Genomic DNA, 22,909 nt, shown 5'->3' on the forward strand with positions numbered 1-22,909 from the left:
GGGGGGATGCGCGTGCTCCGGATCCACTTCACGGCGGACGACTTCTCCCGCCTGCGGTTCGCCGCGCGCCCCGCCCCGGTGCCGGAGCTGCACGCGGCGCTGATGATGCTGGGGCCCCCGCCGATGGGCCCACTGGAGGAGCCGCTCAAGGGTCCGCTCAGGGATCCGCTCAGAGGTCCGTTCCGTGGTCCGCCGGGGGGTCCGCCGCCCGACCCCCTGTACGACCGCTGGCGGGCCAAGCACCTCCGCGCGCTGCCCGCGGCCGCCGCCCCTCTCGCCGACCTCGTCCCGGACGGCCGGCCGCCCGCCTTCCTCGACGTCGTCGGCGCGTCCCTGGACGAGGGCTGCGAGTTGATCAGATCCGCGCGCCCCGAGTTCGTACGGAAGGAGATCGAGCGGGCGTACGGCCACGGGCCCGTCCCCTCCTGGATTCGCGCCCTGCACGACGGCCGCCCCGAGGCCTGGCGGACCTGGGAGCGCGCCCAGCGGGCGGCGTACGAGTCCGTGCTGGCACCGGTCTGGCCGCTGGTCCAGGACCTGCACCGCGCCGAGTTCACCCGCCATGCCCTCATGCTCGCCGAGCAGGGCGCCGGGGCCGCGCTGACCGCCCTGGCACCGGGGTCCCGCCTGCGTGACGGCGTGTGGGAGTGGGACGGGAACGGCCCGGCCGAGGGGGTGCGGGACGTGCGGCTCGCCGGGCGCGGGCTGGTCCTGCTCCCGACGTTCCACTGGCGGCACGGCCCCCTCGTCCAAGACCTCCCCGACCGGCCCGAGCGGCCGGTCTCGCTCGCGTACCCGGCCGGTCCCGGCCTCCCGCTCCTCCCGGAGGCGGGTCTGCCGGACGAACCCCTCGCGGGCGTCCTGGGCCGCACCCGGCTGGCCCTCCTGCGCGCTCTCGACGAGCCGCACTCCACCACGGGCCTGGCCCGCCGCCTCCGCGTCAGCAACGCGACGGCCTCCGCCCACGCCTCGGCCCTGCGCGCGGCGGGCCTGCTGACGACCACCCGCACCGGCCTGTCGGTACGTCATGAGCGCACCTCACTCGGCGAGTTGCTGCTCGGCGGGACGCCCTAGCCGAGGACGAGCACGGCGGCGAGGGCCGGGCCGAGCGCGCCGCCGAGCTGGTAGCAGAGGACGAAGAGGCCGATGGCGGAGGGCCGTTGGGCCTCGGCGGCGTGCTGGGCGACGCGGACGGAGAGGACGGCGTTGCTGCCGGTGGCGACGAAGACCGCCGCGGCCGCGGCCAGGAGCAGGGCGGGCCCCCAGGTGACGAAGGCCGCCGTGAGGGGTGCGGCCGTGCCGAGGACGAGGAGGACCGCGAGGACCTTGCGGTGCCCGAGCCGGCTCGCGGCGGCGGCGAGCACCCAGGAGAGCAGCGAACCGGCGAGGAGGGCGACGAGCTGCCCCGTCCCGATGGCGGCGGTGCTCCAGCCGGTCCGGCCGCGGGCGATCGCCGGGAGCGCGAAGAGCAGGACGAAGTACGAGGTCGAGAAGACGAACGCGAGCAGGGCCGAGCCGGTGAAGACCCGGGACCGCAGCACGGCGGCCGGGGCGAAGCCGTCGGGGCGGCGCCGGACGTGCAGGGCCAGGGGGACGACGACCAGGGCGGCGGCGACCAGACCGGGCAGGGGAGCCGTGGGCAGCAGCACGAGGGCGGAGACGAGTGCCACGACGAGCCCGGCTCCGACGGCGTCGAACGCCGCAGCGCCACGTGCGGCGGCCGCGGCCTTTCCGGTGTGCCGCCACACGGCGGGCACGGCGAGCAGCGCCGCTGCCGAAAGGGCGAGCGGGGCACGCCAGTTGACGGCCTGCGCAAGCAGCGACCCGAGCAGCGGTCCCGCCGCTCCCAGCACGCCGAACCCGGCGGTGATGACGCCCATGCGCCGGGTCGACCCGGCCAGGTTCATGGCCACGGCCACCAGCCCGGCCCCCGCGGCGGCCTGAGCGGCACGGCCGAGCAGCACGAGCGGGAACCAGGGGGCGAGGACGACCAGCGCGGTGCCGCCGATCGCGGCGGCGCTGCTCGCGAGCAGGGTGACCCGCAGCCCCCGGTGCCGGACGAGGGCTCCGAGGAGGGGCGTGCCGACGGTCATGGCCCAGGCGAAGACGGTGACGATCCAGGCGACGTGAGCGGTCTCGGCGCTCAACGACCGAGCGATGTCCGGAAGGATCAGCACGGGTGCGTTGGCCCCGGTGGCAACGGGCGCGGCGAGAAGGGCGAGCCAGAGCGGGGAGGGGCGAGCGGGGCGGGTCTCGGTGCTGGAGTGGCGGGCGGGGGCGGTGGTGACCACGGGGACTCCCTGAGCATCCGTTCAAGGTTGATAATTTCAACGTTGAGATAAAAACACCGCCACTGGTTCAACGTCAAGTGTTTCAACGTTGAGATAATTCGGGATAGCCTGAAGCCATGGACAACGCGACCGCCGACCCCACCGACACCGCCACCGATGACGCCGATGACGCCACCACCGACTCCATCGACAGCATCATCGACCTCTGGACCCACGAGCGTCCCGACCTCACCGACGCCCTCTGGCCCGTCGAGGTCCTCGGCCGCCTCCAGCGCCTCGGTGTCGCCCTGGAGAAGGAGTTCCGCGCGTTCGCGGCCGAACGGGGCCTGGAGCTGGGCGAGTTCGACGTCCTGAGCACCCTCCAGCGCTCCGGCCCCCCGTACGAACTGACCGCCGGCGCGTTCCGCAAGGCCGCCATGGTCACCTCGGGGGCGATCACGAACCGCATCGACCGCATGGAGGCCAAGGGCCTGGTCGAACGGGTCCGGGGCACCGAGGACCGCCGTTCGGTGAAGATCCGCCTGACCGAGAAGGGTCACCGGATCACCCGCGACTACCTGACGGCCCACCTCGCCAATGAGGCCCGCATGCTCGCCCCCTTCGACCGCGAGGAGTGCGCGGACCTCGCCGACAAGCTGCGCCGCCTGCTGGTCTCCCTCGGCGACACCAGCATCACGTAGCACTCCGGGCGGGAACCCGCGCAGGCCCCGACCGGGGACTCAGGCCGCGACCCCCACGTTCGTCACGTACTCGCAACTCCCCCACTCCGACCAGAGGTCGACCACCCTGTCGCCCCAGGCCGCCTCAAGACCCCCGGGAGGCACGGCCGCGGGGTGTGGCGGCAGGCCGACCCCCGGCCGTCGCACGGGCGACCGCCCGGGGCGCGGGGGCCGGCGCCTCGGCCGGCTCGGCGTCCGCGCTCCCGCACTCGGCCGGGTCCAAGTGCTGGGCAAAGCCGTTGATGCACCGGCCGGCGGGGCGGCCGCACAGCACGCACGGCTCAGGCACGGCAAGGGCCTCGACGCCGTCCTCCACGGCCTCCGCGGGCTCCGGTTCCGACGCCTCCTCGGGCTCGGGCTCGGTGACGAGCTTCGCGCGGAGCCCGTCGAGCAGGTGCGCGTACCGCTTGCGCGTCTCCCCGACGGGATCGCCCCCCTCACCCCAACGGCCGAACCCGCGACACCCCGTCGCAGGCGAAGCCCGGAGCGAGGAGTCCGGTGAGGAGACGGCGCACCGTCTCCGTGAACAGCGCGGCGGGCTCCGCCTCCGGCGCGGACGAGAGCGCGTCCCGGAGGTGCGGACGCCCCTCCGCCGCCCGTGCCAGGTACGCCGCCTGCGCCGCGGCCCGCCCCGACGGCGCCTCCCCCGCCCGCAGCTCCGCCCGCGCGAACTGCGCGACCAGCGCGTGCAGCAGGGCGACGACCTGGAGCCTCGCCGGCCCGGGCAGCCCGGCCGGGGCCAGCGCCGCCAGCGCGTGCTCCAGGTGCGCCACCCCGTGGGGGCCCAGCCGCAGGGGCTCGGGGGGCAGGTCCGCGAGCCACGGGTGCCGCAGGTGGAGCGCCTTGACCCGAGCGGCGAGCGCGGCGAGGTCCGCCACCGCGTCGCCGGTCAGGGCGTCGTGCCCGACGTCCGCGACGACCGCGTCCGCCATGAGGTCGAGCAGGTCGTCGCGCCCGGCGACGTACCGGTAGAGGGAGGCCTGCCCGGTCCCCAGCGCCTGGGCGACCTGCCGCATGGAGACCGCCGCGAGCCCCTCCCGGTCCGCGAGACCGACCGCCGCCGCCGCGAGTTCGGCGCGGCTGCGCACGGCGGCGGGGCCGCGGGCGCCCCGTTCGGGGCGGTCCCAGACCGTGGTCGGCTCCTGTGTCACTGGCACTCCTCCTGGCGACTCCGGCCCTTCCGGAGGGGGCCCGAATGCCCTAGTCTAAAACTGCGAACGTCGATCGCAGTTAATGGCCGGATCGTCGTCGACCCCCGAGAAAGCAGGCCCGCCATGACTCCACCGCCCGCCTCCCCCTGGGGGCCCCTGCGCCGGGCCGTCAACGGGCCCGTCCGCATCGCCTTCGACGAGTGGACCGAGCCGACCGCCCGCCCCGCCACCGAACCCCTCCTCCTCGCCACCGGCCTCGGCGCCAACCGCTTCTGGGTGCCCGACGGGCTCTGCCGCCTCCTCGCCGCCCACGGCTTCACCGTCGTCCGCTACGACCAGCGCGACGGCGGCGAGTCCACCCACCTGCCGCCCACCGAGGCCCGCAACCCGATCGCGGCCCTGTTCGCCAAGCGGCAGACCGCGTACACGGCGGAGGACATGGCCGACGACGCCGTCGCCGTCCTCGACGAACTGGGCTGGGAGTCCGCCCACCTGTTCGGCGTCTCGCTCGGCGGCGCGATCGTGCAGCGCGTGGCCCTGCGCCACCCCGAACGGGTGCGCACACTCACCACCCTGGGCTCCGTCCCCGGTGACGTCGCGGGGCTCGGGGCCCTTCCGTACCTCAGGCTCCGCACTCTCGCGAAGTTCGCCCGGCTGAGGTTCCCGGACACCCGGGAGGGGGCGGTCGCGGCCGGCATTGAGATATCGCGCCTGCTCGCCTCGCCCCGCCGCCCCTTCGACGCGGCGGCCACCCGCAGGAGCGTCGAGGCCAACCCCGACGGCGGCGTGCACGACCAGCAGGCGCAGAGCCGGCAGATCGGGGCGCAGTGGCACGGCCCGTCGATCGACCGGATCGCCCGCCCGCTGCTCGTCCTGCACGGCGAGGACGATCCCCTGATCAAACCCCGTGCCGCCACGGCCATCGCCTCCCGGGTGCCGGGGGCGCGCCTGGTGCCGCTGCCCCGGGTCGGGCACGAGGTTCCGGAGCCCGCGTGGGAACGCGTCGTGACGGAGATCCGGGAGCTGGCGGCCCCGCACCGCCCCGAGGGCCCGCCGGGCGCCGCAGGGCAGACCGCGCCCCCTTCCCCGGGTGCCGTGGTTCACAAGGGATGACAGCTTCGCTACATTCGGTGATCCGCTTGCACGCTCCACGTCCGAAGGCGGTCGCCCGTGACGCAGCTCCCGAGCCCCGGTTCCCCGGTGAGTTCACACAACGAATGGGACCCCCTGGAGGAGATCGTCGTCGGCCGGCTCGACGGCGCGACGATCCCCTCGGACCACCCCGTGGTGCTCTGCAACATCCCGCCGTGGGCGGGCCGCATGCAGGCCAAGGCCGCCGGGTTCCGCTATCCGAAGCTGCTCGTCGAGCGCGCGCAGCAGGAACTCGACGGCTTCGTCGCCCTGCTGGAGTCCCTCGACGTCACGGTCCGACGTCCCGACGCCGTCGACCACAAGAAACGCTTCGCCACCCCCGACTGGTCGTCGCGCGGCTTCTGCAACACCTGCCCGCGCGACAGCATGCTCGTCGTCGGCGACGAGATCATCGAGACGCCGATGGCCTGGCCCTGCCGGTACTTCGAGACGCACTCCTACCGGACCGTCCTCAAGGACTACTTCCGCCGCGGCGCCCGCTGGACCTCCGCCCCCAGGCCCCAGCTCACCGACGAGCTCTTCGACCCGGACTTCACCGTGCCGAAGCCGGGCGAGCCGATGCGCTACCTGCTCACCGAGTTCGAACCGGTCTTCGACGCGGCGGACTTCGTACGGGCGGGCCGGGACCTGTTCGTGACGCGCAGCAACGTCACCAACGCCATGGGCATCGAGTGGCTGCGCCGCCACCTCGGCCCCGGCTACCGCATCCACGAGATCGAGAGCCGCTGCCGCACTCCCATGCACATCGACACCACGTTCTGCCTGCTCGGCCCCGGAAAGGTGCTGGTCAACCCGGAGTACATCGACGTGGACAAGCTGCCGGACGTGCTGCGCAACTGGGACGTCCTGATCGCCCCCGAGCCCGAGCCGATCCGGGACCCGCTGCTCAGGCTCACCTCGATGTGCGGGAAGTGGCTGAGCATGAACGTCCTGATGATCGACGAGAAGCGGGTGATCGCGGAACGCCATCACACGGGCATGCTGCGCGCGCTGGAGAGCTGGGGCCTGGAGCCCATCCCGTCCGACCTGCTGCACTACGCGCCGTTCGGCGGCTCCTTCCACTGCGCCACGCTCGACATCCGCCGGCGCGGCACCCTGGAGTCGTACGTCGACTGACGCGCCCGGTGCGGGGGCCGCTCGCGGCGGCGACTCCGTTTCGCCCGGGGCCGTACGAGGTACCCGTTGTCCCACACGGACCCGTGGAACCCCGTCCGGCCCCGGGAGGCGACATCAGCACTGCGAACGTCCATGTCGGAGCCTGTTCATGGACCGACCCCGCACTCGTCGCCAGCGGCTGGTACCCCCAGGGAGCCCGCGACGCCGAGGGGCGACTGCGTCACTACGCCTCGCGGTTCCCGCTGGTCGAGGTGGACAGCACCTTCTACGCGCTGCCCACCGAACGCGTGGCGAAGCTGTGGGTGGAGCGCACGCCGGACGACTTCGTCCTCGACGTGAAGGCGTTCGCCCTGTTCACGGGCCACAGCGCGCGCAGTTCGGCGCTGCCGCGCGAGCTGCGGCCGGCGGCCGGGGACCGCTCCCGGGTGCGCAGGCGGGACCTCGCGCCGGAGGTGCTGGACGAGCTGTGGCGGCTGTTCCACGCGGGGATCGCCCCGCTGCGGGAAGCCGGGCGGCTGGGGAGCGTGCTGTTCCAGTTCTCGCCGTGGTTGGCGCCGGACGCGCGGGCGCAGGCGCTGGTGGAGGAGTGCCGGGAGCGGGCGGGAGCGCCGCTGAGCGTGGAGTTCCGGCATCCCGGTTGGTTCGCGCCGCACCAGCTCCCGTACACCATCGACTTCCTGCGGGAACGGCAGATACCCCTGGTGGCCGTCGACACCGCGCAGGGACTGCCCTCGTCGCTGCCGCCGGTGGCGGAGGCCACCTCGGAGGAACTCGCGGTCGTACGGTTCCACGGCCGCAGCCCGCAGTGGGGCACCGGCAACAAGGAGGAGAGCTACCGGCACCGCTACACGCGGGAGGAGCTGAGCGCGTGGGTGCCGCGCGTGCAGGCGCTCGCGGAACGGGCGCAGCGGGTGCACGTGCTGTTCAACAACTGCTGCGCGACGGCCTCGGTGGAGGCGGCGGAGACGATGCGGGGCCTGCTGGGCCAGGAGGCGGAGGCAGGGCCGGAGCCGGGCGGGACCCCGCCGGACGACGGGACGGGCGGGGGCGACGCCGGGTTCCTGTGGTGACCGGGAGGACGCCGGGTACCTGCGGTGACCGGGGGGACGCCAGGTTCCTGTGGTGACCGGGGAGTGACGCCGAGGGCGGGACGGGGCCGGGGGCCCGGGCCCCCGGCGGGGGCTCATTCCTCCCGTGCCCAGCCCTGGAGCACGTCGCAGCAGTTCTGGCACTCCTCCATGAGCCGGGTCGCCTCCACCACCAGCACCCCGTACGGATGCGCGGGATCGGCGAGCGGAAGGCCCTGCCGGGAGGCCTCCTCGCTCAGGGCGCGCCGGCACTCCTGGGCCTTCTCGGCCAGGCCGCACAGTTGTTCGGCCTGCTCGGGCAGCCGGTCCTCGTCCAGTTCGCCCAGCACGTCGGTGAGCGCGGCGAGGGCGTCCAGGAAGTCCGCGTACCGGCGCAGGAAGGGCCGGTCGTCGCCCTCCACGACGCTGCCCTCGCTGTCGCCGTACCACTGGTCGAGGCTGCGGGTGAGCGAGGCGACCTGGTAGAGCGTGCGGACCAGGGCTTCGAGCACGGCGCTGTAACCGTCGAAGGAGACGTGCCGGCGGTGCCCGCGCAGCCGTCCGCGCGGGTTGAGGTGGACGCTCTCCTGCGCGGTGCGCAGCCCGGCGCGCGCCTCGTCGATCAGCCGGTCGGTACGTGCGGCACGCCGCCGCCACTGCGCGGCGCTCTCCTGCTGGGGCGCGCCTTCGCGCAGTTCGGGGACCATGTCGCTGAGCAGGGCGCGCAGCGTGTGGGCCAGGGTGTGGATGCTGTCCTCGGCGCTGCGGTGGCGCAACGGCGGTACGAGCACGATGTGCACGAGGGTGCCGACCACGCAGCCGATCGCCACGAGCGCGACGATCTGCGCGAGCTGGCCGATCCGGTCCGCGCTGTCGGCGGCGGCGACGTACGTGGAGAACGCGAAGAAGGCGGCCGTGGGCACCTGCGAGCCCTGCGAGCCCAGCACCGGCCAGCGGGCGATGGCGAGCGCGATGATCGCGACGAGGACGAAGGTCAGCAGGTCGGGGCCCGCGATGAAGCCGAGCGCGGCCTGCACGGCGACGCCCACGACGACCGCGCCGACGTACCGCAGCGACTGCACGACGGACTGGTAGACGGTCGTCTGCATGACCAGCACGGCGGAGAAGGGTGCGAAGGCAGGGGAGCGCGCGCCCATGACGTCGTACGCGATGAACCAGGCGAGGGTCGCCGCGACGACGCTCTTGGCGGCGAGCAGCAGGGTGTGCCGCTCGTGCCCGGAGTGGTGGAAGGCGCGGCGCAGCCAGCGCAGGGCGCGCGGAAGCACGCCCTCGCCGCCGCTGCCCGTTTCCTTCTCCTTCGCCGTGTTCGTCGTGCCGCGCCTGCCGCCGACCCGGCCGGCGGGCTCTTCGTCGTGCATCGTGTTCCTCTCGGGAGGTTCCGCCCGGGTTCTGCTCAGGCGTGCGGGGACGGTCGTCGACCCTGCCCACTGTCCTGATGTGTCGCGTACGCCCGTTTGTGCTTGCCCTATGCATCTTTCAGGTGCCCAGGGGCGGCCGGGCCAGTCATGCGGCCGGGGGCGTGCGACGAGCGTCACGCGGGGGCCCGTCACCGGGCGGTCCGGGCCGGTCTGGTCCGGTCCGGTCCTTGTCCGCCGCGCCGGAGCGCCCTACGCCCGCTCTGCGCCCTGCCCGGCGACGTCGGACGCGGCCCGGACGAACTCGCGGACACTCGGCGTGGTGTTGTCCGCCCGCCAGACCGGCCCCCGTTCGATCGGCGGGGCGTCGTGCAGGGGGACGTAGGCCACGTCCGGGCGGGGGTAGTAGTGCCGGGAGTGCTCGCCGACGGGCAGGACGCCGCGGCCCATCGCGACCAGGGTGAGCATTTCGGAGAAGGAACCTCCGGCCGGGCCCTTCGGCACGGGCCGGCCCGAGGGGGTGGCGTCCGGAGTACGGTCCCGCTTGAAGCCGGTCGAGGTCACCGCAGGGAACTGCACCACGGGGTGGTCGGCGAGCACTTCGAGCGACACCGATTCCTCGCGGGCGAGGGGGTGCCCGGCGGCGACGGCCAGCACGCGCCGCTCGGTGAGCAGGACGGGGCCGCGGGCCATGCCGTCGAAGGGGTACGAGGCGATCAGGACGTCGATCGAACCGTCGACCAGACTGGCACGGGAGTTGGCCAGTTGGACCTCGCGCACGTCCACCCGGCAGTCGGGGTGGCGCTCGCCGAAGAGCGCGACCACCTTCAGGAGCACGGGCGCGGTCCACTCGCCGAGAAAGGCGACGCGCAGCTCGCCGGAGACCCGGCGGCTCGCCCGGGCGGCCCGGCCGAGGGCCTCCTCCATCGCGGCGACCAGCGGCGTCAGGTCCTCGGCCAACCGCTGTCCGACCGGGGTGAGCCGGACCGTACGGCTGGTCCGCTCGAACAGCGGGCCGCCGACCCGCCGCTCCAGCTTCTTGATCACCTGGCTGACCCGGCCGGTCGTGACGCACAGACGCTCGGCGGTGCGGCCGAAGTGCAACTGCTCGGCGAGCGTCAGGAACGTCTCGATCTCCACGCGCTCCAGCACGGACCCTCCCCCGTTCGTTGAATCCTGCTCAACGGTCGTATGGCGATCCCGCCTTGATGGCGGGTGCTCCCGGGCGGATCGTAAGGGGTGTCACTCGCACACACGACGCACTCACTCACTCACTCACCCACTGGGGGACCCCATGGACCTGCGCATCAAGGCCTTCGACCACCTCGTCCTCAACGTCTCGGACGTCGAGAAGTCCCTCGACTTCTACGCCGGGCTGCTCGGCCTGGAGCCGGTGCGGGTCGAGGAGTGGCGCGCGGGCAAGGTCCCGTTCCCTTCGCTGCGCGTCACCGCCGAGACCATCATCGACCTCATGAGCCGTCCCCGCGGCGAATCCAACGTGGACCACATCTGCCTGACCGTGGAACCCCTGGACTGGGCGGAGTTCATCGCCTCGGGGGCCTTCACCGTCCTCGAAGGCCCCGTCGACCGGTTCGGCGCGCGCGGCACCGCCACGTCCGTGTACGTCCGGGACCCGGACGGCAACACGGTGGAGCTGCGCTGGTACCCCGAGGACGCGGCGGCCTGACCGCGCTCATTCGGCGAAGGGTCCCAGCACCTCCCCCGGGGTCGCCGACAGCTCCAGGGTTTCGAGCACGGTGAGCAACTGCCGCTCCTCGTACCGGAAGTGGTTCTCCATGATCGCACCGATGCCTTCGAGGTGCTGGTCGAGCTCCTCGGGCGGCGCGGCACGTTCGACCGCGGCCTGGAGGCCGCCGATCAGGTGGGCGATCAACGAGTGGTCCTGCTCCAGGGCGCGGAGCACCGGGCGCAGATCGGGGTACGCGGCGGCGATGGCCGGGAAGAGGGTGCGGTCCTCGCCCCGGTGATGTCGGTCGAGCGCGGAGCAGAAGCCGTGGCAGTACAGCAGGAGTTCCCGGGTGGCGGCCTCGCCGGGGGTGCCGTCCGCGAGGGAGGCGCGGGTCACCGCCAGTGCTTCGCGCAGTCGGTGGTGCACGCGGCGGAGTTCCTGGCTCCAGGCGGTGAGCCGGGCGGACTCGCGTTCCGCCGCCGCGCGCCCAGCCTTGTCGCTTGCGATCGCGTCGCTTGCGGTCACGTCGTAGTCGGTCACGTCGAATTCAGTCATGCTCGATCACGCTCAATTGCGCGAGAGCGAAGGGCGCGATGCGTACATCGGCGGTCTCCTTCGGTTCGGCGCCTCCATGCCTGACACGGTCTGCCACCGGCACGCGACGCTGGCCCGGACACTACCGTGCCGTCCGCCCCGATGGCCACCCCCTTTTCTCCCGCAGCAGTGGCCGGGAAGTGGCGGGGCCTCTCGTGCCGGCGGCCCCGCCTCGTACCGCGTCTCGTACCGCGTCCGCTCAGACGACCCCGGAGCTCGTGATGGTGACCGGGGCCTTGGTGGTGCCTTCCGGCGAGCCCTGGGCCTCGGCCTTGCGGACCACGTCCATGCCCTTGACGACCTTGCCGAAGACGACGTGCTTGCCGTCGAGCCAGGGGGTGGCCGCGGTGGTCACGAAGAACTGCGAACCATTGGTGTCGGGCCCGCTGTTGGCCATGGAGAGCGTGCCGGGATCGGTGTGCTTCAGGGAGAAGTCCTCGTCCTTGAAGGTGTCCCCGTAGATGCTGCGCCCGCCGGTGCCGTCGCCCGCGGTGAAGTCGCCGCCCTGGAGCATGAACTGGGGGATGATCCGGTGGAAGGTCGAGCCCTTGTAGCCGTAGCCCTTCTCGCCGGTGGCCAGGGCGCGGAAGTTGGCGGCGGTCTTCGGGGCGACGTCGTCACGCAGGGCGAATTCGATACGCCCGGCGGGCTTGCCGTCGATGGCGACGTCGAAGAAGACGTTCTTGCCGGGGGCGGCGGGCTTGCCGGACGTGGATTCGTCGGCGGCGGGCGCGTCAGCGCTGGTGCAGCCGGTGAGGAGCGAGGTCGCCAGAGCGGCGGAGGCGAGGAGTACCGAGCGACGGCGCACGTGTGCGGGCCTTCCATCTGGAGGGAGTAGGAGCGGTACATGTTCTCCCGGACCCGGGCAGTGTCCGAAATGACATCACATCGGCCACCCGGACGGGTACGGGGCTCCAGACCGCCCGGACGGGTACGGGACCCGCCCCGGACGGGTACGGGGGCCCGGCCGCCCGAACGGGTACAACAGGGACCCGGAAACCCGGATGGGCCCAGGGACCTTCGGCCCACCCGGCCGGGACCGGACCAACAGGGCACCGAACGGACACGGGCTCTGGGCCCCGGACGGATACGAGGCCCCGGGCCCCGGACGGGCCCAGGGACCTCCAGCCCACCCGGCCGGAAGCGGATCAACAGGCCGTCGGACGGACACGGGCTCCGCCTCCTCGAACGGGTGCCGAGGCCCGAGACAGCCGAACAGATTCAGGGGCCTCCAGCCTGCCCGACCGGAACCGGACCAACAGGCCCCCCAGACGGACCCGGGGTCCCGGACCCCCGGACGGGTACGGAGGCCCGGACACCCGGACGGTCCCGGGACCCCCAGGCCACCCCGACGGACACGGGCCCCGGGGCGCCCGGCCGGGCCCCGATCTCCAAGCCCCCCGATATACACAGGGCTTCAGAGCCACCCGGACGAGCAAGGGCCCCCAGCGTCCACGAACGACCCCGGCCTCCCACACTCCCCCCCCCACACGATCCTCCGACCCCAGCGATGAGTCCGAGCCACGCACCACGGCCCGCCCACGCAGAGCCGAAGCCTCCGACCGCACCGCACCGCAACGGCCCCAGCCGCGGGCCGCCCGCCGGAATCGGAGCCCCCAGCCACACGAAACCAACCCCAGCCACGAGCCGCCTCGTCGGAGCCACCGACCGCACAGAACCGGCCTACGCCCCGGCGTAGACCGCACACCGGAAGCCGGTCCCGGTCCTGGTCACCGAAGGGGGACCCGGCAGGGCCCCCGGTCAGCCCCGCCCTCCCCCGTATTCGGCCTTCAGCGCCAGTTGCCGCAGCAGGTCACCGGACGAGGTGTCGGTGCGCCCCGCGTCATGCACCTCCGCCAACTGGTGGAAGACGAAGGCGAACACGCTCACCAGCCGCGCGGTGGACCTGCGCAATTCCCGCTCCTCCTCCTCGGACAGCCCGGACGGCAGCGCTCCCTCCAGGAGTTCGGCCACCAACTCGCCGACCACACGCCCGTCGGCGGGCTCGTGCCCGTGCGGATCGCGGTGGATGTCCCGGAACCACTCGCCGCTCTGCGTCAGCACGCCGATCACCCTGGAGAGCATCTCTTGTTCCCTCATGGTCCGGAGCGTACGGCGATGTCGCGCGTGCCGTCGTCCTCCGCGCGATCTCGCGGGATAGCCTTGCCCGCCCACGATCGGAGCCCCCTGTGTCCCACCACGTCCCTGGTACGGATCCGACTTCCCACCGCACGCCCCTGCGCCCGTTCGCCGCACCCGAAAACGGCAGCGGCATCGACCGCACCCCCGGCGCCTCCGCCCGCGACACCACGGCCGCCGAGCCCTCCCCGCGGACCGGACGACGCCGTTACGGCGCGGAATGGGAAAGTCACGCCCGCACGTTCATGTCCTGGCCCGCGCTCGCCTCCGTCTGGGAGGGCGACCTCCCCCGCGCCCGCGAGGACATCGCCCGTGTCGCGCGGGCGGTCGGCGAGTACGAGCCGGTGGTCGTGCTGGCCCGCCCCGACCAGCAGGCGGCGGCCCAGAAGGCGTGCGGCCGGCAGGTCGAGGTCGTCCCGCTCCCGGTCGACGACCTCTGGGCGCGCGACACGGTCCCGGTCTTCGTGGAGGAGGACGGCAGGGTCACCGGCGTCGACCTCAACTTCAACGGCTGGGGCGACAAGCAGGAGCACACCAACGACGCCAAGGTGGGCCGTACCCTCCTCGCCACGTACGGCGTCCCACGCGTCCAGGCCCCCTTCGTTGCCGAGGGCGGTTCCTTCGAGACCGACGGCGAAGGCACCCTCCTCGTCACCGAGAGCTCCCTCGTCAACGACAACCGCAATCGCGGCAAGGACCGGGACCAGATCGAGAGCGAGCTGATCGCGACCCTCGGCGTCGAGAAGGTCGTCTGGCTGGCGGGCGTGCGCGGCCAGGACATCACCGACGCGCATGTGGACGGTCTCGTACGGTTCACCGCCCCCGGTGTCGTCCTCCTGGACCAGCCCTTCCCGGGCACGCCCCCCGACTCATGGTCCCAAGCGGCCGACCAGGCCCGCTCGGTCCTGAGCAGAGCCACCGACGCCCGCGGCCGGACATTCGAGATCGTCGACCTTCCGCAGCCCGACCTGGACCGGGTCACCGGCGAGGGCGACGACTTCGTGGCGACGTACGCCAACTTCTACGTCGCCAACGGCTCCGTCTTCCTCCCCCGCTTCGGCGACCGCACGGCCGACGACCGCGCGAAGGGCATCCTGCGGGACCACTTCCCGCAGCGCGAGATCGTGCAGGTGAGGATCGACACCGTCGCCGCGGGCGGCGGCGGAATCCACTGTTCCACCCACGACCAGCCGGGCGAGCCCCCCGCCTGACCGCGCCACGCCCGGCACCCCGGGCTTCCGGAAGTAAACGTTCCGCGCACATGACCTCCCACGATCACCGCCGCGCTCACCCCTCCAGTCGCACCAGCCACGGATGCCCGGGATGCACGAGTTCCAGCCACCCGCGCAGGGTCTGCCGCCGCGCCCGTCCCAGCAGGGGCAGCACCCCGTCGAAGTCCGCCTGGTCCTTGGCCCGTACCGCCTTCGCCTTGAAGAGCAGCACCAACTCCGGCACCAGATACGGAATCCCGTCCTCCGTCCGCTCGACGACCGCCTCGTACGGCAGCCGCAGGCGCGCGTCCCGCCGGCAGATCCACGTCCCGCCCTCGTGCGACTCCCGGAACACGTCGAAGCGGAACCGCCCACTCGCCGGATCCCGGAACCAGGTCTGATGCGTGACCGCCAGCACCTCGGTCCCCGCGCCCTCCCAGACCCGCCCGCTGCCCACCGCATCGCACGCCAGCTCGGGGAAGCACGCCCGTACCTCCGCGAACCCGGCGGCGGGCACCGCGATCTCCAGGTCCCCGTGCGCCCGCGTCCGCTCCCCCCGGAACAGGTCCAGCGCCCACCCGGCCGCGACGTACCACGGAGTCCCCACCCCGCTCAGCCGCGCCGCGACCTGCCCGGGCCGCCATGCGTCCGCCCACCGGGCATCGATCTCGTCGTCGTCGAACACGGCGCCACCGGGCGGCAGAATCACACTCATCGCCCCAACCTACGGCCGCCGTACCCCCACACGGCACGGCCTTCCACGACCTGGGAACGTGATGAGAATGCCTCGTACGCAACGCTCGCTCCTGATCCTGAGCCTCCTGCTCGTTTCCACGCAGATCGCGTTCACCGCCGTCTACTTCTTCTGGTTCGTCCCCACGTTCTCCGGTGGAATCGGACCCGCCGAGGAACCTCACCCGTCCATGGCGTCCAGCAACCGGACGACACTGCTCTCGCTGCTGGCAGGCGGCGTCATCGTGGCACTCGACTGGTGGGGCTGCCGGGGAATCCTCCGCTCCCTGCGCCATCACGTCCCGGCCGCCCGCCCGCTCACCGCCGCCTGCACGGCCCAACTGCTCCTCACCGCCTGCGCCGTCGCGGCGCAGTGGCTCCTCCCCATGACCGCCTGCCTGCTGGCCTTCGCCCTGCTGACGGCATGCCTCTGGTACGACCGACGGGGGTGCACACCGGCCACTCCGAACCCGCACGCGGCAAGGAGCTGACCGATTTCAGCAGGCCCCAACCCCGAACCGGCCCCGGTCACGGATGATGCATCCGCGCCCCCCCTTCACCACCTTGTCCACCGCCCTCTTCGGGTGGAGCCCAACAGCCTGCGCTTCGCCTGGTGTGCTGACTCGCCGGTTCCAGAGGTGCTCCGTTCGGAGGGCATGCAACAGTCAGGGCTGCCGCCCGAGTGGGGTGGCAGCCCTGAACTGTTGGCCATGAGTGGCTGGGGCCCAGGCTTACGCGGCTTCGGTGGATGCGGTGCACGCTGGTCCGTAAAGCGTGCGTTCGCCCACCCGCACTGGTTCCGCCGCCTGCGGGTCCGCTGGGAGATCCGCGACGACATCCACGAAGCCTTCCTGGCCCTCGGATGCGCCCTCATCTGCTGGTGACGCCTGAACTCATCACGAGAGGAGTGCCTGTCCGCATTCACTCGTAACGCAGGCGCAGTGACTCCCGTTCGGCCTGCTCGATCTCGTCGACGGTAAGGCCCGGCAGGTTGAGCTGGGCCTGCGTCACCTCAGCGCTGGTCGGCTGGGCCTCAGGCGGCACCCACCGCTCCGGTTGCCAGGCGCTGGAGCGCATCAGCGACTTCGGACAGTGCGGATAGGCTTGCTCGACATGCACCACCATCGCCGTGACCGGCGGTTTTCCAACGGGCGTGAGGTGGGCCAGCAGTTCCGGGCGCGCCGTGACGCACGCGCGGCCATTGACGCGCAGCGTGGTCGGGCGGCCGGGAATGAGGAAGATCAGCCCGACGCGCCCTGTCTGCAGCACGTTGTGCATGGTGTCGAGCCGCTTGTTGCCGGTGGCGTCGGGGATGACCAGAGTCCGCTCGTCGAGCACCGAGACGAACCCGGCCGGGCCGCCACGCGGCGTCACGTCCGCCCGGCCTTCGAGGTCTGCACTGCCGATGAACACCAGCGAGGAACAGCCGATCAACGCCCGGGCCTCCTCGGTCAGGCAATCGATCTCCTTGCGGAGCGAGTTCGGGTTCGGCTGCGGGTAGAGCTCGCGCAGTTGGTCCGGGCTGGTGAGGGCGTCCGCCTGGAGGGACTCGAAGAGCGAGCCGGCGAACCCAGTGTCGATCATCATACGGATGACCCTAGAAGGCGACCGAGGCGGTGCGCGGGTCGGCGAGGGATCTCGCCCGCGTTGACCGGTCGCCATTGCTCGGCGCACTCGGAGAACGCGGCAGTGCACTGCCAGCCCGTACCGATGCGGATCTGTCGAGCAGGCACCCGCCGGGACGGTGCGGCGTTCGCCTCGGCTCTCTCTGCCGCGCCGTGCTGAGGACCTCGGCCAGCGCGTGACTGAGGCACAGGTCAGTGCGGACGGAGCAGGTCGGTTGTTCGAGCTGTCCATTCTGTGAGGGGTTCTTACTGCTGACCGGTTGGTCGCAGCTCTTCAGGCCGAAGGAGTCCGTGTTGTTGAGCGGCCCGGCCGGCATACCCACAACCCGAACGCGTGGGGCCCGTGGTGTCCGACGCACGGGGTGGTGATCCACCACACCGTCACGTCCAGCACGAACAGCGCGGTCAGTATCTGCGAGAACGGCTACTCGGGCTTGCCGGGCCCGCTGTGTCACGTGTGCTCGCGAAGGACGGCACCGTCTACCTGATCGGCCACTGCCGGGCGAACCGTGCAGGCAAGGGCGACAACGGGGTCCTCCAAGCGTTCATCGGCGAGAAGCCGTTCTCCCGGGCCGCGACGGCCGACAAGGACGGCAACTCGCATTTCTACAGCGGGGAATGCGAGAACCCCGACGGCGGGCGCGGCCCGTAGACGACGGCCCAGATGGAGAACATCGAGCGTGTTTCGGCGGCCGTGTGCCGGGCGCACGGCTGGAGGGCGGAGAGCGTGATCGGTCACCTGGATCAGCGAACCGGAGGAGGTCGACCCGAAGGGGTTCACGATGAGCGGGCTCCGTCAGCGCGCGGCGGCACGACTGAGAGGCAGGCCGGGGGCCGCAGGCTCCTTGACGTACACGGGTCGGGGAGGGGCGACACCCTCTCTGCGATCGGTGAACGGCACGGCGTGAACTGGCAGGCCCTCGCGCGCGAGAACGACATCGTCAAACCGTTCACCGTCCACCCGGGTCAGAACCTCAAGATCCCGCGAAGCAGGAGGCACTCATGTCTGACGCCAACCAGAGGACCCTTCGTACCGGCCTTCAGACCTTCCCGGGTATCGCGGCCGCACTGCCGCTGATCGTCGACGCGTCCGGGATTCCTTAATCCACTGCCGGTACGGCAGCCGCCGTCACGGTCGCGGCAGGCGTTACCCGTGTCATGGCCCTGCCGGTCGTCCACCAACTGCTCCTGAGCTGCCTGTACCGCAACGAGTCCGTTCACGAGCCCTGCGCCCGACACGTCGAACCGGCACGGCTTTCGCAAAGGGTGGGGTGGCTGACCGGAAGAAGCGATCTCGCCGAATCACCGGAGCACGGTGAGCCGTTGACAACGCGGCGCTCTGAGGACAGAGGCGGCGTGGCCGGCGGCGAAGGCAGCATCAGAAGCGGCATGGCCGACAGGATCGTTGAACCATGCCGAGGTTCGGGCGGCCAGTTGCCGAGATGCGTCGAGGCGGCCGATGCCTATGACAATCGCCGCAAGCTCAAGGATCAAGCCCCAGGCTCTGAGCTGAATCCGGAGGTCAGGGACAGGAACTCGGCCGGACACGGTGCAGCGGGCAAACGGTGTCGATTGCCCGTAGCGGAGCCGGGTACAGGGCGCGCGCTCACCTCAAGGTCTCCGGATAGAGCGTCAGAAGCCTGCAGGCAAGAGGCAAAAGCCATCAAACTTCTGCCGACCGTTTGTGCATTCAGTCACCCACAGGGTGTGTGCGTTAGGTCACACAACTGGGCGAGTGCCGCCAATGAGCAGGCTCCTTGCCATATTTCGCGGTCAAGCCGCGGATCAACATACGGTCAACTGTCGCGCTCTGCCGCTTCATCAAGGCAAGATGGGGACCGTCGCGTCGGGGGGTGCGTGATTACCGTCACACCTGCATCCTTTGGCTTGCTTACGCGACAGTAGTCAGTATCGGGACATGACGAAGGCCCCACCCCTTGCCCGCGAAGCTCAAGGTGGAGCCTTCTGCCACTACACCGACTGCGATGCGGCCCCGACCTTCAGGTCGGGGCTCTTCGCGTCAATGGGCCAGAAACTCTCGCACGATCTTGTAGATCGCGTAGAGCGGCCCCAGCCAGCGGATGCACTTGTAATGCCGATCCTCTGCCTCGTGCTGTCGGCGGTCCTCCGGCTTTGCGGCCATCGGATTCACCCCCCTCTCATGGGGTCCACGACCTTCGTGAACACCGCGGAGAGGTCCACGACGCTCAGGCCCCAGAGGGTGATTGGTAGAGGTACCTTAGCGTCGCGTTGCGTCCGTTGCTGTTCGAGCAACTGTGCATCAGGACAGGGGAAGCGCGGCACTCAGTGCCATAGAAGAGGCGCTCAAGATCGCCGGAGTGCCAATACGGCCGGGGGGCAACGGGCCTACCTGTGCGGCGTCCTGACGGATAGTTCGGGGACGGAGTGCCGGTTCCCGTCCCCGGGGTAGCGTAAATCACATTTGGAAGCACGCATTCCGCCACTCTTTTCGGGCCCTGTACACGACAAAGCGCACCGGGGTACGGAATCCGCACCCGCCGGAGCCGACGGAAAGCCTCTTCGTGCACCTGCAACGACCTGCATATATGCGGCACTTGCCAGGTCATCGGCAGGGCCTCCATGGGAACCATCACATTCTTCGCCGTCGGTTCCGGTTCCGACCTGCCGTCCGCCTTCTCAGCCGCCCACGACCCCGCCGCTCGGCGTCGGCGGCATCGCACCCCGGGCCGTCTCACCACCAAGACCGAAGCCGTCCCCATCGAACCCGACGTCCACACGTACAGGGTCGCTCTGCTGCGTACCGCTCTGCTGCGTACCGAAAGAACTCCTGGACGCCTTCGCCCCCCTGCACCAAGGGCAAGCGGGGCCTGCCGGAGTTTGGAGTACGACCGACGGCGACGCTGGGCGAGGACACTCCTCGCCACCCAGCGACACATCGAGGCCGCCCGCCGCCGCCCTTTCACCACCAGCGGCAAGGACAACTGACGAGGGTCAGCGACCACGTTCACCCCGACTGCCGCCCAGGAGCAGCGCCCCCTGGCCCGCCTCCCCCACCGGACCCACGGGACCCATGGGACCCACCGGACCCACCGGACCCACCGGACCCACCGGACGGTAGCCGCTCACGACGGAGATCACCTCCCGGCCATCGACCACACGGGACGGCTGTTCCTGCTGAGGCGCCGTACCGTAGCCGACGTCCGCGCCCGACTGCTCCTGGCCCCACCGCCTGGCAGGCACCTGCCGTCGGCTGGCACATGATGCGCAACCAGCGGGAACGTTGTGCCGCCGAACTGTTCAACTACGACGCCCATGGGGCGGGGGAGAACGTCGGGGCCGATGAGGGGTTCCCCCTCACACGGCCTGTCCGACGTGCTGGCCCGCGGCTACGAGGACGCCTCCGCACGGCTCCGTTGCCCCGCTTTCGGTCACGGGTGCATCCGCGCCCCCTTCAACACCTTGTCCACCGCGTTCTTCGGGCCGTACACCGCGATGCCCACCAGGTCGAGCCCGGATCGGCTCACGGCTCGTACGGCGGCGCGGTTGTCGCGGTCGTTGCCGGTGCGGAACAGGTCCGAGGTGAAGACGGAGAGAGGCAACGCCCTCGCCGTGGCCCTCGTGTGCGCGGTGGTCAGGTCTTCCTTCGTTCCTTCGAAGACCAGCACCGGCTGGCGGAACATCGGCAGGTACGCCGTGTCGTCGGCGTCCGTGTAGGGTTCGCCGATCACTTCGGGAGCGGCCGCGCCCAGGCCGCTGACCAGGAAGGCCGTGACGTTCAGCCGCTGCCAGGTCTCCAGGTCCTCGCGCAGCAGGACCGCGATCTTGGTGTCGAAGCGGACGGGGGCGGTCGCGGCGGACGCGGAGGTGGTGGTCTCGTTTCTCATGCTGCGAGACTCGCTCGTCGGGCAGCGGTCCGTCTTGTACGTTCCTGGCGTGAGCACTCCAGTCCCCCGACGTGCGAAAGCCCCGGAAGTGAAAGCCTGGCAGCCGCGGGTCCCGGGGGTCGTCGAGGTGTTCCACGCCCACTTCACGGAGCACGCGTATCCAATGCACGTCCACGACTCCTGGACGCTGCTCATCGTCGACGACGGGGCCGTACGGTACGACCTGGACCGTTTCCGGCGCGGCACGCCCGGTGACACGGTGAGCCTCCTGCCGCCACACGTCCCGCACAACGGTTCGCCCGCCACCGCGCACGGTTTCCGCAAGCGTGTCCTGTACCTGGACTCCACCCAGCTCGACGACAGCCTGATCGGCGCGGCGGTCGACGGCCCCGACCTGACGGACCCCCGCCTGCGTGCCCGAGTGGGACAGTTGCACGCCGCCCTGGCCCACCCCGGCGACTTCTTCGAGGCGGAGAGCCGACTCGCGTTGGTGCGCGAGCGGCTCCATTTCCATCTGCGGCCCCGCCTCCTGCACTCCGGCCCCGTTCCCGGCCGTCGGGTCGCCCGGGACCTCCGCGAACTCCTCGACGCCCGCCTGCACCAGGGAGTCACCCTGGACGAGGCCGCCGGCCTGGTGCACGCCCATCCGACCCATCTCATCAGGGCGTTCAGCAGTGCGTACGGAATCGCACCACACCAGTACCTGGTGTCCCGCCGGGTCGACCACGCCCGCCGACTGCTCCTCGACGGGCGGCCGCCGGGCGAGGTGGCGACGGCAGTCGGCTTCTACGACCAGTCACACCTGACCCGCCACTTCAAGAGGGTCGTGGGCACCACCCCGGGCCGTTACGCGAAGGGCCCCGCGAGAAGGACGACGCCGTGCGCTCCCGGACGACGACGGAGCGGGACGACCGGCACCGCCACAGACACCGGTGGCTTCACCGCCATCGGCAGCGGCAGCGGCAGCAATGTCGGGGCGATCTGCTGAGCTCCTGCCCCCATTTCGGTGGCGGCGTACGAAAGACGCGTCGAACGACGTACGTTGGGTCCCCATGAGCCCTCGTACAGCTGTAGTGGGCAGCGGCCCCGGCGGGCTTGCCTGCGCCCGCGTCCTGCACCGGCACGGTCTGCCCGTCACCGTCCTGGAGCGTGACCCGTCCCGCGACGCCCGACCGCCGGGCGGCACGCTCGACCTGCACGCGAACCTGGGGCAACTGGCTTTGGACAAGGCCGGGTTGCTCGCGGAGTTCCAGAAACTGTCCCGCCCCGAGGGTCAGGCCATGCGTATTTTGGACACGGACGGCACCGTCCTGCGCGACTGGCGGCCCGGCCCCGACGACCTGGCCAATCCCGAGATCGACCGCGGGTTGCTGCGCGACCTGCTGCTGGGCCCACTGGAGGTCCGATGGGGGCGGGAGGTGACGGAAGTGGTCCCGCGGGCCCCTGGCGACGGCACGCTGGTGCGCTTCTCGGACGGGCGGGAGGAGACGTACGACCTCGTGATCGGTGCGGACGGCGCCTGGTCCCGAGTCCGTCGAGCGGTTTCGTCCGTGGCCCCGCGGTACACGGGTGTCACCCTGATCGAGACCTCCCTGGACGACGTCGACGTCCGCCACCCCGAGCTCGCCCGGCTGGTGGGCGACGGTTCGGTGGCGGTGTACGGGGCGAACCGCTCAGTGGTGGCCCAGCGCAACGGCGGGGGCCACGTCAAGGTGTACGCCCAGGTCCGCACCCCGCTCGACGGGCTGAGGGGCCTCGACCCGTCCGACGCGGAGGCGGTACGGTCGCGCCTCCTGACCCTGTTCGACGGCTGGGCCGAGCCCGTCCTCGACCTCCTCCGCCACGGCACGGCCTACGTCCCCCGCGCCCTGCACGCCCTCCCGATCTCCCACACCTGGACCCATGTCCCGGGAGTGACGCTCCTGGGCGACGCCGCGCACCTGATGCCGCCGCTGGGGGCGGGCGCGAACCTCGCCCTCCTGGAGGGTGCGGAGCTCGCCGAACTCATCGCCGAGAACCCCGGGGACCTGGACGAAGCCACCCGCGCCTTCGAACAGCGCATGTGGCCTCGCGCCGAGACCTGGTCGACCATCACCAGCGCGGGCCTTGACCGCCTGATCGGCCCGGACCCCGCCGAGGCCCTTGCCCTCTTCGACGAGGTCCAGTCCCCCTGAGGTCAC

At 71.6% G+C, this 22,909-nt stretch carries 21 protein-coding genes and 2 pseudogenes; 13 read left to right on the forward strand and 10 right to left on the reverse strand.

Annotated elements, in window-relative coordinates; all coding sequences use genetic code 11:
* Window positions 1–12 precede the first annotated feature (12 nt).
* Window positions 13–1,074: an ArsR/SmtB family transcription factor gene (locus ACIP93_RS35685; RefSeq protein WP_401766323.1), complete on the forward strand. Its 1,062-nt coding sequence runs from the start codon at window positions 13–15 to the stop codon at window positions 1,072–1,074.
* On the opposite strand, the gene ACIP93_RS35690 is transcribed toward ACIP93_RS35685, so the two are convergent.
* Window positions 1,071–2,291: an MFS transporter gene (locus tag ACIP93_RS35690; RefSeq protein ID WP_401766210.1), complete on the reverse strand. Its 1,221-nt coding sequence runs from the start codon at window positions 2,289–2,291 to the stop codon at window positions 1,071–1,073. The two genes, ACIP93_RS35685 and ACIP93_RS35690, sit on opposite strands and share 4 nt — an antisense overlap.
* A gap of 116 nt (window positions 2,292–2,407) precedes the next feature.
* Between ACIP93_RS35690 and ACIP93_RS35695 the strand changes: the two genes are divergently transcribed.
* Window positions 2,408–2,971 (forward strand): MarR family winged helix-turn-helix transcriptional regulator, encoded by a 564-nt coding sequence (locus ACIP93_RS35695; protein ID WP_401766213.1) that lies wholly within the window; start codon window positions 2,408–2,410, stop codon window positions 2,969–2,971.
* Between the two features lie 476 nt (window positions 2,972–3,447).
* On the opposite strand, the gene ACIP93_RS35700 is transcribed toward ACIP93_RS35695, so the two are convergent.
* Window positions 3,448–4,161 (reverse strand): TetR/AcrR family transcriptional regulator, encoded by a 714-nt coding sequence (locus ACIP93_RS35700; protein WP_401766214.1) that lies wholly within the window; start codon window positions 4,159–4,161, stop codon window positions 3,448–3,450.
* A 123-nt stretch (window positions 4,162–4,284) separates the two neighbouring features.
* Between ACIP93_RS35700 and ACIP93_RS35705 the strand changes: the two genes are divergently transcribed.
* The 3 genes from ACIP93_RS35705 to ACIP93_RS35715 all read left to right on the forward strand — a co-directional run bounded on the left by ACIP93_RS35705 (window position 4,285) and on the right by ACIP93_RS35715 (window position 7,499).
* Complete coding sequence (locus ACIP93_RS35705) at window positions 4,285–5,274, forward strand: alpha/beta fold hydrolase (protein WP_401766217.1); 990 nt, start codon at window positions 4,285–4,287, stop codon at window positions 5,272–5,274.
* Window positions 5,275–5,331: 57 nt separating this feature from the next.
* On the forward strand, window positions 5,332–6,429 hold the full coding sequence (locus ACIP93_RS35710; RefSeq protein ID WP_401766219.1) for an amidinotransferase: 1,098 nt from the start codon (window positions 5,332–5,334) through the stop codon (window positions 6,427–6,429).
* Between the two features lie 83 nt (window positions 6,430–6,512).
* Complete coding sequence (locus tag ACIP93_RS35715; protein WP_401766222.1) at window positions 6,513–7,499, forward strand: DUF72 domain-containing protein; 987 nt, start codon at window positions 6,513–6,515, stop codon at window positions 7,497–7,499.
* A 113-nt stretch (window positions 7,500–7,612) separates the two neighbouring features.
* Here the strand turns inward: ACIP93_RS35715 and ACIP93_RS35720 are convergent, their stop codons facing one another.
* Together ACIP93_RS35720 and ACIP93_RS35725 are read right to left on the reverse strand one after the other, a co-directional pair.
* Window positions 7,613–8,875: an aromatic acid exporter family protein gene (locus tag ACIP93_RS35720; protein WP_401766224.1), complete on the reverse strand. Its 1,263-nt coding sequence runs from the start codon at window positions 8,873–8,875 to the stop codon at window positions 7,613–7,615.
* Window positions 8,876–9,124: 249 nt separating this feature from the next.
* Window positions 9,125–10,024: a LysR family transcriptional regulator gene (locus tag ACIP93_RS35725; RefSeq protein WP_401766226.1), complete on the reverse strand. Its 900-nt coding sequence runs from the start codon at window positions 10,022–10,024 to the stop codon at window positions 9,125–9,127.
* Between the two features lie 142 nt (window positions 10,025–10,166).
* Here ACIP93_RS35725 and ACIP93_RS35730 point away from each other — a divergent pair, with 142 nt between their 5' ends.
* Window positions 10,167–10,559, forward strand: a complete 393-nt coding sequence (locus ACIP93_RS35730) for a VOC family protein (RefSeq protein ID WP_401766229.1) — start codon at window positions 10,167–10,169, stop codon at window positions 10,557–10,559.
* Between the two features lie 6 nt (window positions 10,560–10,565).
* Here ACIP93_RS35730 and ACIP93_RS35735 read toward each other — a convergent pair whose 3' ends face one another.
* The 3 genes from ACIP93_RS35735 to ACIP93_RS35745 all read right to left on the reverse strand — a co-directional run bounded on the left by ACIP93_RS35735 (window position 10,566) and on the right by ACIP93_RS35745 (window position 13,256).
* The gene (locus ACIP93_RS35735; RefSeq protein WP_401766232.1) at window positions 10,566–11,117 is read right to left on the reverse strand and encodes a hemerythrin domain-containing protein; all 552 of its coding nucleotides are present in this window, start codon (window positions 11,115–11,117) and stop codon (window positions 10,566–10,568) included.
* A 238-nt stretch (window positions 11,118–11,355) separates the two neighbouring features.
* On the reverse strand, window positions 11,356–11,817 hold the full coding sequence (locus ACIP93_RS35740; protein WP_345227987.1) for a peptidylprolyl isomerase: 462 nt from the start codon (window positions 11,815–11,817) through the stop codon (window positions 11,356–11,358).
* A gap of 1,100 nt (window positions 11,818–12,917) precedes the next feature.
* Window positions 12,918–13,256 (reverse strand): hypothetical protein, encoded by a 339-nt coding sequence (locus tag ACIP93_RS35745; protein WP_401766234.1) that lies wholly within the window; start codon window positions 13,254–13,256, stop codon window positions 12,918–12,920.
* Between the two features lie 137 nt (window positions 13,257–13,393).
* Between ACIP93_RS35745 and ACIP93_RS35750 the strand changes: the two genes are divergently transcribed.
* Window positions 13,394–14,506, forward strand: a complete 1,113-nt coding sequence (locus ACIP93_RS35750; protein WP_401766326.1) for an agmatine deiminase family protein — start codon at window positions 13,394–13,396, stop codon at window positions 14,504–14,506.
* 76 nt (window positions 14,507–14,582) lie between these two features.
* On the opposite strand, the gene ACIP93_RS35755 is transcribed toward ACIP93_RS35750, so the two are convergent.
* A complete protein-coding gene (locus ACIP93_RS35755; RefSeq protein WP_401766237.1) occupies window positions 14,583–15,221 on the reverse strand; it encodes a nucleotidyltransferase domain-containing protein in 639 nt (212 codons plus the stop codon).
* A gap of 67 nt (window positions 15,222–15,288) precedes the next feature.
* Here ACIP93_RS35755 and ACIP93_RS35760 point away from each other — a divergent pair, with 67 nt between their 5' ends.
* Complete coding sequence (locus tag ACIP93_RS35760) at window positions 15,289–15,729, forward strand: hypothetical protein (RefSeq protein ID WP_401766240.1); 441 nt, start codon at window positions 15,289–15,291, stop codon at window positions 15,727–15,729.
* Window positions 15,730–15,960: 231 nt separating this feature from the next.
* Window positions 15,961–16,122: pseudogene (locus tag ACIP93_RS35765) on the forward strand (IS5/IS1182 family transposase); the annotation flags it as partial.
* A gap of 37 nt (window positions 16,123–16,159) precedes the next feature.
* Here ACIP93_RS35765 and ACIP93_RS35770 read toward each other — a convergent pair.
* Entirely contained in the window at window positions 16,160–16,825 is a 666-nt protein-coding gene (locus tag ACIP93_RS35770; RefSeq protein WP_401766242.1) for an MSMEG_1061 family FMN-dependent PPOX-type flavoprotein, read from the reverse strand.
* 495 nt (window positions 16,826–17,320) lie between these two features.
* Between ACIP93_RS35770 and ACIP93_RS35775 the strand changes: the two genes are divergently transcribed.
* Both ACIP93_RS35775 and ACIP93_RS35780 read left to right on the forward strand, forming a co-directional pair.
* Window positions 17,321–17,515, forward strand: coding sequence for a hypothetical protein (locus tag ACIP93_RS35775; RefSeq protein WP_401766245.1), 195 nt, complete (start codon window positions 17,321–17,323; stop codon window positions 17,513–17,515).
* A gap of 12 nt (window positions 17,516–17,527) precedes the next feature.
* A pseudogene (locus ACIP93_RS35780) lies at window positions 17,528–17,794 on the forward strand (hypothetical protein); the annotation flags it as partial.
* Between the two features lie 2,479 nt (window positions 17,795–20,273).
* On the opposite strand, the gene ACIP93_RS35785 reads toward ACIP93_RS35780, so the two are convergent.
* Entirely contained in the window at window positions 20,274–20,729 is a 456-nt protein-coding gene (locus ACIP93_RS35785; protein WP_401766248.1) for a DUF2000 family protein, read from the reverse strand.
* Here ACIP93_RS35785 and ACIP93_RS35790 point away from each other — a divergent pair.
* The gene (locus tag ACIP93_RS35790) at window positions 20,728–21,717 is read left to right on the forward strand and encodes a helix-turn-helix domain-containing protein (protein WP_401766250.1); all 990 of its coding nucleotides are present in this window, start codon (window positions 20,728–20,730) and stop codon (window positions 21,715–21,717) included. The genes ACIP93_RS35785 and ACIP93_RS35790 overlap by 2 nt on opposite strands.
* A gap of 64 nt (window positions 21,718–21,781) precedes the next feature.
* Window positions 21,782–22,903: an FAD-dependent oxidoreductase gene (locus ACIP93_RS35795; protein WP_401766252.1), complete on the forward strand. Its 1,122-nt coding sequence runs from the start codon at window positions 21,782–21,784 to the stop codon at window positions 22,901–22,903.
* Window positions 22,904–22,909 lie beyond the last annotated feature (6 nt).

The organism is Streptomyces sp. NPDC088745 (assembly GCF_044751045.1).
Lineage (GTDB): Bacteria > Actinomycetota > Actinomycetes > Streptomycetales > Streptomycetaceae > Streptomyces > Streptomyces cremeus.